The sequence below is a fragment of the Aeromonas sp. genome (assembly GCF_050633025.1).
Taxonomy (GTDB): domain Bacteria; phylum Pseudomonadota; class Gammaproteobacteria; order Enterobacterales; family Aeromonadaceae; genus Aeromonas.
The window spans coordinates 1-12953 of record NZ_JBODRQ010000100.1 but is presented as its reverse complement, the minus strand read 5'-3'; the positions used below and the strand labels follow the sequence as shown (position 1 = coordinate 12953).

Genomic DNA, 12953 nt, shown 5'->3' with positions numbered 1-12953 from the left:
GAGAAAGATCCGCTCGGGCGCGGCTATCACATCATCCAGTCCAAGATTGCCATCGGCTCAGGCGGCGTGTTTGGCAAAGGGTGGCTGCAGGGCACCCAGTCCCAGCTGGAGTTTTTACCAGAACGGCATACCGACTTTATCTTCGCGGTATTCAGTGAGGAGTTCGGTCTGGTGGGGGTTGCCCTGCTGCTGGTGCTCTACCTCTACGTCATCAGCCGCTGCCTGTTTATCTCGATGCAGGCCCAGAACAGCTTCGAGCGACTGCTGGGCGGCGCCATCACCCTCACCTTCTTCGTCTATGTGTTCGTCAACATGGGCATGGTGAGCGGCATCTTGCCGGTGGTGGGGGTACCCCTGCCGCTGGTGAGCTATGGAGGCACCTCCATGGTGACCCTGATGGCGGGCTTTGGCATACTGATGTCCATTCAGACTCATAGAAGGCTGCTCGCCTGATGGGACGGGTTGGATTGCTGCTCTCTCTCGTCACCACGATGGCAACCGCCGCCGTGGCGCCGGATCGGTTGGCCCTGCTCGCCGAACAGCAGCAGGTACCGCTGGCGGAGCTGCAGGCCGCCGTCGCCCGCGCCCAGTTACGGCAGGAGGTGCTCGACACCATCAGCAAGCCGTGGGAGGCCAAACCTTGGCATCGCTACCGACCGCTGTTCGTTACCCCGGATCGCATCCGGGATGGCCAGCAGTTCTGGCAGCAACATGCCGAAACGCTGGCCCGCGCGGAGCAGACCTATCGGGTGCCGGCCTCACTCATCGTGGCCATCATAGGGGTAGAAACCTTCTATGGTCGCCAGATGGGACGTCATCCGGTGCTCGATAGCCTCTACACCCTGGGGTTTCACTACCCGGAACGGGCGGACTTCTTTGCCAAGGAGTTTGCCCAGCTGGTGGTGCTGGCCAAAGAGGAGGGGTGGCAACTCGATACCCTCAAGGGCTCCTATGCCGGCGCCATGGGGATGGGGCAGTTCATGCCCTCCAGCTACCGCCACTACGCCGTCGATTTTGACGGGGATGGCAAGCGGGATCTCTTCGCCAACCCGGTCGATGCCATCGGCAGCGTGGCCAACTATTTTGCCAGCCACCAGTGGCGCTGGGGCGAATCCGTGGTGGAACCGGCCCAGATCGGGTTGATGGCAGTCGAACCTCTACTCAGGCCTGAGCCCGAGCTAACACAACAGTGGTCAGAACTGGCGGCGGCAGGGATTGAGCTCGCCACGCCGCTGGCCCCACAGACGCCGGTCAAGTTACTGGCATTTGATCAAGCCGATGGACCGGAATACTGGGTCGCACGGCATAACTTTTATGTGATCACCCGTTACAATCGCAGCCCACTCTATGCGATGGCGGTGTATCAACTTAGCCAAGCCATTCAGGAAGCGTATGCATCTTCGTCACAAACTCCTCCCGCTCAGCCTGAGCTTGTTGCTGGCAGCCTGTAGCAGCCAGCCGGAACAGTCCGCCCCCGTCGAGCTGCAAGCACCGGTCAGCAAGCCACCCGTTATCGAGATCCCGCAAGCCACCGGCGCCATTCCACGCCCCGAGCCCCTGAGCGCCAGCGGCAACCGGGACTACTGGATCGGCAAGCAGAAAAACGAGGTGTGGCGCGACATCAAACACTACAGCGAAGAGGGCACCGCCAGCTGGCTGTCGCCGGATCTGGACGGCCAGAAGACCGCCAACGGCGATGTGCTGGACAGCAAGCTGTTCAGTGCCGCCCACCGCAACCTACCCATCCCGAGCTATGTGCGGGTCACCAATCTGGACAACGGGCTGGAGACCATAGTGCGGGTCAACGATCGCGGCCCGTTCAACAGCCCGCGCCTGATCGACCTCTCCTACGCTGCGGCCAAGCAGCTGGAGATGGTCGACAGCGGTGAGGCCCGAGTACGGCTGGAGCTGATCAGCGACACCCCGGATCAGATGGTGATCATGGAGCCGATGAAGCCCATCGAAATGACCCCGACCACTCCGGCTGCGGCCTCCAACACGCTGTCGCAAGATGGCTTCCTGGGTGAACCGACCGCGCTGGCGATGGCCACCCCCGCTGCCGAACCTGCTCCCGTCAAGGCGCCCGCGGCCAAGCCAGCCAAAGCGGCACCTGTCAAGCCTGCGCCTACCAAGGCCGCAGCGCCCGCCAGCAGCGGTGATGGCAAGATGATCCAGGTACTGGCCAGCGGCTCTCGGGATCGGGCAGAGGCGATGGGCAAGGTGATGACCCAGCGTTACGGCGTACCCTACCGAATCGATGCCCATGGCGCCATTTTCCGGGTGCTGATTGGCCCGGTCGCCGCCGACCAGCAGGCAAGTGTGCTGGAAAAAGTACGTCAGGGCGGGCTGGAACAGGCCTTTATCGTGCCCTGATCGCCCCCTTTTTGCCGCGGATGTAACTAACCGCTTACTCACTGTCATCACGTCGTTTTATGGCGTGATGACAGGGAGTGATGGATAAAAAACCAGTTCTGATCGCCATCTCGGGCTATAACCTGCGGGCGCATCTGGTATAGTTAGGCCCGCATTTTATCCCCATCTGGCTCGCAGGAATTTCAAGATGTCCAAATTTGCCCGTTCAGTTCTTCTGGCCTCACTGATCAGCGTAACCGCCCAGGCCAATACGCCGGTGCCGACACCGACCCCGAATGCCATGCCCATGGTGGTTCCCGCCGCGCCGGAGATCTCCGCCAAGGCCCATATTCTGATCGACTACTACTCCGGCCAGGTGCTGGCCGAGCAGAACGCCGACGAGCGTCTGCCACCCGCCAGTCTGACCAAGATGATGACCTCCTATATCGTTGGCGACGAGTTGCACAAGGGGAACATCAAGGGCACCGACATGGTGACCATCAGCCAGAACGCCTGGTCCAAGAACTACTCCGACTCCTCCAAGATGTTTATCGAGGTGGGCAAGCAGGTCTCCGTCGATGATCTCAACAAGGGCATCATCATCCAGTCCGGCAACGACGCCTGCGTCGCCATGGCTGAACATCTGGCCGGCAGCACCGACTCCTTCGCCAGCCTGATGAACGCCTGGGCCACCAAACTCGGTATGAAGGATACCCAGTTCAAGAACCCGCACGGTCTGGATGAAGAGGGCCACTATACAACTGCCCGCGATATGGCCCGCATGGGGCAGGCACTGATCCACGATCAACCGGAGGAGTACAAGATTTACTCCCAGAAATCCTTCGTGTTCAACGGCATCACCCAGCACAACCGCAACCGCCTGCTGTGGGATCAATCCCTGCAAGTTGACGGCATCAAGACCGGCCACGTCAGCCAGGTCGGCTACAACCTGGTCTCCTCCGCCACCAACAACGAAGGCATGCGTCTTATCGCCGTGGTGCTGGGTGCCAACAGCGAAGCCTCCCGCGCCGCCGAGAGCAAGAAGCTGCTCACCTACGGCTTCCGTTTCTTCCAGAGCCTGACCCCCTACAAGGCAGGCACCGTACTGGTCACCCAGAAGATCTGGATGGGCGACAAACCGGAAGTGAAACTGGGCGTCGACAAAGATGTCTCCGTGCTGGTCACCCGCGGTCAGGGCAACAACCTGAAGGCTGATTTCCAGCTCGACAGCGAGCTGAAAGCGCCGTTGGCCAAGGGTCAGCGCGTCGGTACCGTGTTCCTGAAGCAGGGCGACAAAGAGATCAAGCAGGTGCCGCTGGTCGCGCTGGAAGAGGTGCAGGAAGGTGGCTTGATGAGCCGTCTGTGGGACTACCTGGTACTGCTGGTCACCAGCTGGTTCAAGTAATCCGACGCACAATCCTCACCAAACAGCGGCGCCAACAGGCGCCGCTGCTGTCTGTGACGGACAAAGGCAGTGAATAACCCTGTAAACTGCAGGTTCCGCCTTACCCTGATTTGTGGTAAAAAGCAGCACTTCCATCCTTGTCTGACTGATCCTGGCCTTGATCCCGGTCCGGGCAGCGCCCATATAGTTATGAGCCGTGCCCACATAGACTTGAAATGGCGGCCTCCACGGGCCATCGGCCACTAGCCATCCAAGATGAAGTCATCCCGGTGATGACGCAAAAGGTGAGTAAATGAATACCAAGTTTGATGAACTGCTGGAGTTTCCCTGCAAATTCCCGTTCAAGGTTCTCGGCATTGCCGACCCGGCACTGCCGGAAATGGTGGTTGAAGTGCTACAGCAGCACGCCCCCGGCACCTACAGCCCGACAGTCCAGCCCAGCTCCAAGGGCAACTACCACTCGGTCCGCGTGACCGTGACTGCCCAGAGCAAAGAGCACATCGAAGCGATGTACACCGCCCTTGGCAAGATCGAGCTGGTGAAATACGTACTGTAATTTCTCTCTCGCCCCGTTCTGCGGGGCGACTGTTTTTGGCCACAGCACGCCGCGAGGACGCCATGTCATCCCTGATCCCCGCCCAGTCCAGCCTGATTGTCAGGCAGCTGGGTCGCCGCCCCTACCAGCCGGTGTGGGACGCCATGAAAGCCTTCACCGACAACCGCACCAGCGACACCCCGGACGAGTTCTGGGTGGTCGAGCACGATCCCGTCTACACCCAGGGCCAGGCCGGCAAGGCCGAACACCTGCTCAATCCGGGCAATATCCCGGTGGTGCAGAGCGATCGCGGCGGTCAGGTGACCTATCACGGCCCGGGCCAGCTGGTGCTCTACGTACTGGTGGATGTCCGCCGCTGCAAATTCTCGGTTCGCGAGCTGGTGACCGCGCTGGAGACAGCCATCATCAATACCCTCGCCAAAAGCGATATCCAGGCCTATGCCAAGGCCGATGCCCCCGGGGTCTATGTGAAAAATGACCTTGGCATGGAGGCAAAACTGGCCTCGCTGGGTCTGCGCATCCGCAAGGGGTGCTCGTTCCACGGGCTGGCCCTCAACATCAACATGGACATGACCCCCTTCCTGCACATCAATCCGTGCGGCTATGCGGGCATGGCCATGACCCAGACCAGCGCCCTGGGCGGCCCGCAGAGCGTGGCCGAGGCGCAATCCATTCTGGTGGCCGAGCTGGCCCGCCTGATTGGCTATCAAACAATAACAAACACCGAGAGTGAATCATGAGCAAACCCGTTCGTATGGAGCCGGGCGTCAAGCTGCGCGATGGCGACAAGATGGCCCTGATCCCGGTGAAATTCATGCCGGATCCCAACGAGGAACTTCTTCGCAAGCCGGACTGGATGCGGATCAAGCTGCCCCCCTCCAGCCAGAAGATCGAACACATCAAGAGCACCTTGCGCAAAAACAAGCTGCACTCGGTCTGTGAAGAGGCCTCCTGCCCCAACTTGGCGGAGTGCTTCAACCACGGCACCGCCACCTTTATGATCATGGGCGCCATCTGCACCCGTCGCTGCCCCTTCTGCGATGTGGCCCACGGCCGCCCGCTGGCACTCGATCCGGAAGAGCCGAAGAAACTGGCACTCACCATCAAGGAGATGGGACTGAAATACGTGGTCATCACCTCGGTAGACCGCGATGACCTGCGTGACGGCGGTGCCCAGCACTTCGCCGACTGCATCAAGCAGATCCGCGAGCACAGCCCGCAGACCCGCATCGAGATCCTGACCCCGGACTTCCGTGGTCGCATGGAGCAGGCGCTTGAAGTGTTCCGCGAGACGCCGCCGGACGTGTTCAACCACAACCTGGAAACCGCGCCGCGCATGTATCGCGTCGCCCGCCCGGGTGCCGACTACAAGTGGTCGCTGGAGCTGCTGCGCCGCATCAAGGAGATGCACCCCCATGTACCGACCAAGTCCGGTGTCATGATGGGCCTTGGCGAGACCAATGAAGAGATCGTTCAGGTGCTTAAAGATCTGCGCGAACACGGCGTCAACATGCTGACCCTGGGTCAGTATCTGCAGCCGAGCCGCCACCACCTGCCGGTGAAACGCTACGTGCCGCCTGCAGAGTTCGACGAGCTGAAAGATGTCGCCATGGAGCTGGGCTTTACCCACGCCGCCTGCGGTCCTTTCGTCCGCTCCTCCTACCATGCAGATCTGCAAGCCAGGGGCGAAGAGGTCAAATAACCGCCCGCGACAGAGGGGGGCCGGTCACCGCCTCGCTGGTAGCAAAAAAGAGCGCTTATTGGCGCTCTTTGTGTTGATGTCTCTGACCGTTACCGCTTGCTGCAGTCAGCAGCCATTACCAAAGATCCCCTGCTGGTACCAGAGTTGCAACTGGGCCAGCACCCGGGTCTCTCGCGCCGTCCACTGGGGGCAGGGCCCCGCCAGCAGAGTCTTGTTGGTCTGCAGCGCATCGTCGAGGGAAAACCAGCCAGGCACGAAGCCGAGGCGGATCTCGTAGGGTTGCGGCTGCGGCGTTGCCAGCTGATCACCAATCCGGCACAAGTAGTAGAGCGAGCGGATACAGTAGGCATCGAACCCCGGCTCGCGGGCGGCGCGATATTCACGGGTTTCGCCAAGCAGGACCCCGACTTCCTGCAGCTCGGCGCCACACTCCTCCTTCAGCTCGCGGGCCAGCGCCACGTGGTGGCTCTCTCCCGCTTCGATGCCGCCACCGGGGAACATCAGATCGCCGTTGACCCGGGAGTGAACCAGCAGCAGCTCGTCACCGCGGGGCACCACAGCGCGCACCGTGAGCCGCTCCAGCGAATGTCCCCGGGTGAACACCTCGCCATGCACGAAAGAGATATCAAAAGGGTTGGGCCAACCACTGGCCGGGGAGAGCCTTGTCATCACGGTCTCACGGCCGGTAGTTGCCGCGCTTGAGCTGCTCGACGATCTCGGCCGCCCGCACATCATAGCTATCCTGCTCGGTCTTGCTCAGGGTGTGGTAGATGCCAAAGCGTTTGGCCGAGACCTCTGGCGCCTCCTGAAACGACTCGCTTACCTTGCCCCACAGATAGGCCCGCCCATACTGTTTTTGGCCCATGTAAAGAGTGCTGAGGGAGGTGATCATGCGGCTGTTGACCTTATCTCCCTCCCGATAGAGGGAGAGACCACGCAGCAGGGTGGCAATGGCCTTTTCCGGGTCGATCTTGGCGTAGATCCCGCCGAGTGCCAATTGCAGCTCTGGTTCATCCAGTGCCTTGGTGCCTGCCAGCGCCATAAACTGCTGGCGAGCAAGCTCATTGGTGTTGTTGGTCCAGTGCCAGAGCAGCAAGTAGGGCTCCTGGGAGTTGCTGGTCGCCGCATCGAGCTGGGCCAGCTGTTCCCCCGCCGCCAGCATCCCCTCCACCCGCGGGCTTTTCCGCTCGCGAGCCCGCTTGTACTCGATGTTGGTAGAGTGTTCGGCACACTTGATATAACGCTCAAGGTTACGCATCAGCTCGTACTTGCGCCGATCCGTCCCCTCCTCCTTGAGATAGAAGCGACTGCGGATCACATCGGTACGCTCGTAGCGACACCAGCCATCGTCCACCAGATCCTGACAGAGCTCGGGATGGTTGCTGCAGATATTGTGGATCCGGTCGTCATTGCAGCCAGCAACAGCAAGGCCGACTGAAAGCATGATGAAGGTCTGTCGCAGGGGGAAATTGGCCATGGTTCACATCTTGTTGGTAACGCGGGTTGGTAACAACTGGCGCCTTTACGGGCCACCTCCGGCTAGCAAACCGGTTACATATCCATTACAATGCGCGCGCCATATAAGGCCGCGATTGCAGAATAATATAACGAAATATACACCCCTACACTGATCTGCATTCGACGAATTTTCTATTTACACCAACAACGTGAAATAAAGGATCTGGTCAATGACCCACGAGCACTACTTGCAAGCGTGGCAGGAGAGCCAGGAGCTCGCCGAAACCATGCAGCCCTTGATTGGTCGCCTCTACCGACAACAAGGGGTCGAGATCACCCTCTATGGCCGCCCGCTGCAAAACGCCTCCACCATCGATATCCTCAAGGCCCACCGGGTCGTCCGCCGCCACCAGGGCGCTCCCCTCCCCATCCAGCAAAGCTTCCCCCTGCTTCAGGCCATCGTTGCCCTCAACCCCACCGCCGCCGAGGTAGACATTGGCAAGCTGGCAGTCGGTTACTGGCAGGATCATCAGGATGAGGCGGGGATCGAGGACTACCTGCAAGCGCAACTGGCACCGGCCCTTGGCCGCAGCCAGATGCCGCAGCCGACCGACGTGGTGCTCTACGGCTTTGGCCGTATCGGCCGCCTGCTGGCCCGCCTGCTGATCGAACGTACCGGCGCTGCCAATCCGCTGCGCCTGCGCGCCATCGTGGTGCGTGGCGGTCGCGACGGAGATCTGGAGAAACGTGCCAGCCTGCTGCGCCGCGACTCGGTGCACGGCCCCTTCAACGGCTCCATTGAGGTGGATGTGGAGCGCAGCGCCATCATCGCCAACGGTACCTTCATTCAGGTGATCTACGCCAACAGCCCGGCCGACATCGACTACACCGCCTACGGCATTCACGATGCGCTGATCGTCGACAACACCGGGGTATGGCGCGATGAAGCGGGTCTCTCCGAGCATCTGAAAGCGCGCGGTGCCGGCAAGGTGCTGCTGACCGCTCCAGGCAAGGGGGAGATGAAGAACGTGGTGTTCGGGGTCAACCATGAGGTGATAGGCCCGGATGACAGGCTCATCTCCGCCGCCTCCTGTACCACCAACGCCATCACTCCGGTGCTCAAGGTGATGCAGGAGAAATACGGCATCCGCCACGGCCACGTGGAGACGGTCCACTCCTACACCAACGATCAGAACCTCATCGACAACTACCACAAAGGCGAGCGCCGAGGTCGCAGCGCGGCCCTCAATATGGTGATGACCAGCACCGGCGCCGCCAAGGCGGTGGCCAAGGCGCTGCCCGAACTCAAGGGCAAGCTGACCGGCAACGCCATCCGGGTGCCGACCCCCAATGTGTCGCTGGCCATCATCAACCTGTCGCTGGAGCAGGCCACCGATCGGGAGAGCCTCAACGCTTATCTGCAGCAGATGGCGCTAAGCTCCGCCCTCCATCGCCAGATCGACTTCAGCGCCAGTACCGAGCTGGTCTCTTCCGACATGGTGGGTTCCCGTTATGCGGGCATCGTCGACTCCCACGCGACCATCGCCGAGGGGGATCACTGCGTGCTCTACATATGGTATGACAACGAGTTCGGGTACAGTTGCCAGGTAGTGAGGGTGATGGAGCAGATGGCTGGCGTAGTCCGACAGGATCTACCTGCATAGTCCGCCAGGATCTGCCGGCATAGACCGATAGGGTCTACCTGCATGACCCATCAGATCCCGCAGTTTATGGCTCAATAGTTCAAGGAGAAGGCCGGATGTCGTTTCAACAGGGTGATTTTTTGCAAGCAATCAGGCAGATGCCACAAGAGGTGTACGAGCGGCTCAAGACCGCAGTCGAGCTGGGCAAGTGGCCCGATGGCAAGCCCCTCACCGACGAGCAGAAGGCCACATCGCTGCAAGCCGTGATGGCCTGGCAGGCGATGCACCTCGACAACCCCGAGCACATGAATATTGGTCGTGACGGCGAGATCGTGATGAAGAGCAAGAGCGAGCTCAAGCGTCAGTATCGCGACGAGGAAGAGATAGTCCGGGTCAATCTCAACCACTGAAGCTGATCCGGCAGGCCGCTCGTGGCGGCCACAACAGAGAGGGGAGCCATGATGGCTCCCCTCTTTTTTCCTATCGATGCCGGGTGACTCATCCCCCTCATCCCCAACCCTTCTCCCGCCAGGGGGAGAAGGGAGCAGGCTCGCACCTGCGAACAGTGAACGGGCCACCTGCCAACACTCTTCATGGCAAGCCTCGCGGCCAACCGCACCTCGATCTATCCCCTCTCCCGCCGGGAGAGGGTTAGGGTGAGGGCCGCAACGCTCAGGGAGTCAGCTCCCCACGCAGCGACTGCTGCATCAGCTCGCGAATGCGGTGGGATGGCAAGTCCTGACTCAGCAGGAAGTGCAGCTTGGTGAGCGCCGCTTCGGCGGTCATGTCAAAGCCCGAGATCACCCCGGCCCGCGACAGGGCGTTGCCGGTAGCATAGCCCCCCATATTGACCTTGCCGTGCAGGCACTGGCTCAGGTTGACGATGATGACGCCGCGGGCCGATGCCTCGGAGAGCAGCGCCAGCATGGCCGGGTTCTGCGGCGCATTGCCCACCCCGAACGAGAGCAGGATCAGCGCCTTCACCGGCTGTTGCAGGATGTTGGCGATCACCTCGCTGGAGATCCCCGGATAGAGGGTCACCACGCCGATGGGCTGGGGGGTGATGTCGTGCAGCACCAGCGGCCGCTCGGAGGGCATGCCCAGCTCACCCGCTTCCAGCGAGATGGCGATCCCGGCGTTGAGCAGCGGCGGATAGTTGGGCGAGTCGAAGGCGTGGAAGCCATCGGCGTGCACCTTCTTGCTGCGGTTGCCGCGATAGAGCTGGTTGTTGAAGAACAGCGTCACCTCGTGGATCGGGTAGTTGGCCGCGATATAGAGGGCGTTGAGCAGGTTCTGCTGACCGTCGGAGCGCAGCTCGGCCAGCGGGATCTGGGAGCCGGTGATAATGACCGGCTTGTGCAGGTCTTCCAGCATGAAGGAGAGCGCCGAGGCGGTGAACGACATGGTGTCGGTGCCGTGCAGGATCACGAAACCATCGTATTTCTCGTAGTTGTCGCGAATATCCTCGGCGATACGCTGCCAATCCGCCGGGGTCATGTCGGAGGAGTCGATGAGGGGCGCATATTCGTGGATATGGTAATCCGGCATCTCGGGGCGGTGGAACTCGGGCATCCGCGCCAGACAGTCTTCCATAAAGCCCGCCATCGGCACATAGCCGTGATCGGAACGCTGCATCCCAATGGTGCCGCCTGTGTAGGCAATGTAGATAGACTTCTTCACACCCTCTCCTCTTGATGAAGTGAACACCGCCAAAACATGAACCATGTCGGGGGAACCACAATGTCAACGCCCGCCAGCGCCTCTGCGTGCAGCGGAAACCGGCGAATTATAGAGACTGGCGCCCCAAATGACAGCCGTTCCATGCACCCTTTTCGGCTTGGTCTGCCCCTACCTAAATAGTGTTAAATGTTACAAAAAACCACTAAATCGAGCATTAATACGCCAAGGATGGAATTAAACGATGCTTTTTGCTACAATCCGCCGGGTTTTACTAAAATCGCATCTGAATGCCTGAGCATGTCAGGCCCGCACAAGCCCCATCTTTCCTGGGGCGGGGAGATGTTTCCCCTTCTTTGCTGGCACATAAGCCACACTGTTTTCATCCCGGCTGAATCTGTAAGTCTTTTGCTATGAAAGACACAGCCAATCAACATGGGAGTACTGAATGTTACAACTTGATTCCTACGCAACGCTGGTCGCTGCCACTCTGGTATTGCTGCTTGGCCGGGTGTTGGTTACCCGAGTCGGGCTGCTGCGTACCTTCAACATCCCCAAACCGGTAGCCGGCGGCCTGGTGGTCGCGCTGGTGCTGCTGCTGCTGCGCTCCACCCTGCAGATGGAGCTGCAATTTGATACCAGCCTGCAAACCCCGCTGATGCTGGCTTTCTTCGCCTCCATCGGTCTCTCCGCCGATCTGGGCAGCCTCAAGCGCGGCGGCAAGGCGGTGGTTACCTTCCTGATGGTGGTCACCGGCCTGCTGCTGGTGCAAAACAGTCTGGGTGTCGGTCTGGCGACCCTGCTCGGTCTGGATCCCCACATGGGGCTGCTGGCAGGCTCCATCACTCTCTCTGGCGGCCACGGCACCGGTGCGGCCTGGAGCGCAACCTTCTCCGAGAAGTACGGGGTGCAATCCGCCGCCGAGCTCGCCATTGCCTGTGCCACCTTCGGTCTGGTGCTGGGCGGCCTGATCGGTGGCCCGGTCGCCCGCTATCTGGTGAAGAGAGTGCAGGTGCCCGGTGAGGAACACAATCAGGATGAGGCCCCCCAGGGCTTCGAAATGCCTGACATGGAGCGCCCCCTCACCACTTTCAGCGTCATCGAGACGCTGGCGCTGATCGCCATCAGCCTCAAGGGTGGCGAGCTGCTCTCCGCCTCGCTCAAAGGGGGGGCTTTCGAGCTGCCAATCTTCGTCTGCGTGCTGTTTGTCGGCGTGCTGCTGCGCAACGTACTGACCTTGCTGAACTGGCATGAGGTGAGCGATCGCGAAGTCTCCCTGCTGGGCAACGTCAGTCTGTCGCTGTTCCTCGCCATGGCGCTGATGAGCCTGAAATTGTGGGATCTCGCCAGTCTGGCGCTGCCCATCTTCATTCTGCTGGCAGCCCAGACCATGGCTATGGCGCTCTACGCCATCTTCGTCACCTTCCGGGTCATGGGCAAAAATTACGATGCAGCCGTGCTGGCGGCAGGTCACTGTGGTTTTGGCCTCGGGGCCACCCCGACCGCGATTGCCAACATGCAGGCCATTACCCAGCGCTTCGGTCCCTCCCACCTGGCGTTTCTGGTGGTGCCCATGGTGGGTGCCTTCTTTATCGACATCATCAACGCCATGGTGATCAAGCTGTTTATGGCGATGCCATTCCTGTAATTCCCTTTTCGTCAGACGTATATGATCAGAGCCCACCTTTCAATGGGCTCTCAGATTGCTGACAAAGCCAGAGTCGTCATCGTAACGTATTGATTTGGTTTGATGAAAAAGCCCTTGCTTTCTGAAATCAGAGGTTTTTTCAATAGTCTGAGGCACCTCAGGGTGCCTCTTCTCATGTGGCTGAAGGGGCTGTTTTCCAGAGTGGATCACAGTAGCCTTCCTTCAGGGCGTTAATCAGGGGCAAGGAGTCATCCCCATGTTGAGCGAGATCTGGATCCGCGGCTATCGGTCGGTGCGCAAGCTATCCATGCCTCTTGGCAGGATCAATCTGGTACAGGGGGCAAATGGCTGCGGCAAGAGTAACCTCTACAATGCCATCCACCTGCTGGCCAGCGCCGCCACTGGCGAGCTGGCCAGCGCCATCTGTGCCGAGGGGGGTATTAATCAAATCATGTGGGCGGGCGGGCTGCGCCCCGGTGATCGGGCCGATGATCCCCGGCGGATCATCCTTG

General features: G+C 60.4%; 14 protein-coding genes. 11 read left to right on the top strand and 3 right to left on the bottom strand.

Annotation, left to right across the window (positions count from 1 at the left end):
* From ACRAUW_RS13285 to lipA, 7 genes are all read left to right on the top strand, one after another.
* The coding region (locus ACRAUW_RS13285; RefSeq protein ID WP_431362648.1) for an FtsW/RodA/SpoVE family cell cycle protein at positions 1-453 on the top strand (453 nt) is incomplete at its 5' end.
* The gene (gene mltB, locus ACRAUW_RS13280) at positions 453-1451 is read left to right on the top strand and encodes a lytic murein transglycosylase B (protein WP_431362647.1); all 999 of its coding nucleotides are present in this window, start codon (positions 453-455) and stop codon (positions 1449-1451) included. The genes ACRAUW_RS13285 and mltB, both read left to right, overlap by 1 nt.
* A complete protein-coding gene (locus ACRAUW_RS13275) occupies positions 1393-2373 on the top strand; it encodes a septal ring lytic transglycosylase RlpA family protein (protein ID WP_431362646.1) in 981 nt (326 codons plus the stop codon). Before mltB ends, ACRAUW_RS13275 begins: the two co-directional genes overlap by 59 nt.
* Before the next feature lie 187 nt (positions 2374-2560).
* Positions 2561-3757 (top strand): serine hydrolase, encoded by a 1197-nt coding sequence (locus ACRAUW_RS13270; RefSeq protein ID WP_431362645.1) that lies wholly within the window; start codon positions 2561-2563, stop codon positions 3755-3757.
* Positions 3758-4049: 292 nt separating this feature from the next.
* Positions 4050-4313, top strand: a complete 264-nt coding sequence (ybeD, locus tag ACRAUW_RS13265) for a DUF493 family protein YbeD (RefSeq protein WP_431362644.1) — start codon at positions 4050-4052, stop codon at positions 4311-4313.
* A gap of 62 nt (positions 4314-4375) precedes the next feature.
* Positions 4376-5053, top strand: coding sequence for a lipoyl(octanoyl) transferase LipB (gene lipB / locus ACRAUW_RS13260; protein WP_431362643.1), 678 nt, complete (start codon positions 4376-4378; stop codon positions 5051-5053).
* On the top strand, positions 5050-6015 hold the full coding sequence (lipA, locus tag ACRAUW_RS13255) for a lipoyl synthase (protein WP_431362642.1): 966 nt from the start codon (positions 5050-5052) through the stop codon (positions 6013-6015). The genes lipB and lipA overlap by 4 nt, the downstream gene beginning before the upstream one ends.
* 105 nt (positions 6016-6120) lie before the next feature.
* Here the strand turns inward: lipA and ACRAUW_RS13250 are convergent, their stop codons facing one another.
* On the bottom strand, positions 6121-6684 hold the full coding sequence (locus ACRAUW_RS13250) for an NUDIX domain-containing protein (RefSeq protein WP_431362641.1): 564 nt from the start codon (positions 6682-6684) through the stop codon (positions 6121-6123).
* Between the two features lie 7 nt (positions 6685-6691).
* The gene (locus tag ACRAUW_RS13245) at positions 6692-7492 is read right to left on the bottom strand and encodes a DUF2989 domain-containing protein (RefSeq protein ID WP_431362640.1); all 801 of its coding nucleotides are present in this window, start codon (positions 7490-7492) and stop codon (positions 6692-6694) included.
* A gap of 211 nt (positions 7493-7703) precedes the next feature.
* Between ACRAUW_RS13245 and ACRAUW_RS13240 the strand changes: the two genes are divergently transcribed.
* Positions 7704-9137 (top strand): glyceraldehyde-3-phosphate dehydrogenase, encoded by a 1434-nt coding sequence (locus ACRAUW_RS13240; protein WP_431362639.1) that lies wholly within the window; start codon positions 7704-7706, stop codon positions 9135-9137.
* 95 nt (positions 9138-9232) lie between these two features.
* Entirely contained in the window at positions 9233-9526 is a 294-nt protein-coding gene (locus ACRAUW_RS13235) for a YeaC family protein (RefSeq protein ID WP_431362638.1), read from the top strand.
* Positions 9527-9788: 262 nt separating this feature from the next.
* On the opposite strand, the gene ansA is transcribed toward ACRAUW_RS13235, so the two are convergent.
* On the bottom strand, positions 9789-10796 hold the full coding sequence (ansA, locus tag ACRAUW_RS13230; protein WP_431362637.1) for an asparaginase: 1008 nt from the start codon (positions 10794-10796) through the stop codon (positions 9789-9791).
* Positions 10797-11241: 445 nt separating this feature from the next.
* Here ansA and gltS point away from each other — a divergent pair, with 445 nt between their 5' ends.
* Positions 11242-12441: a sodium/glutamate symporter gene (gene gltS / locus ACRAUW_RS13225; protein ID WP_431362636.1), complete on the top strand. Its 1200-nt coding sequence runs from the start codon at positions 11242-11244 to the stop codon at positions 12439-12441.
* Positions 12442-12697: 256 nt separating this feature from the next.
* Positions 12698-12953: AAA family ATPase (locus ACRAUW_RS13220; RefSeq protein ID WP_431362635.1), on the top strand; the 256-nt coding region annotated here is incomplete at its 3' end.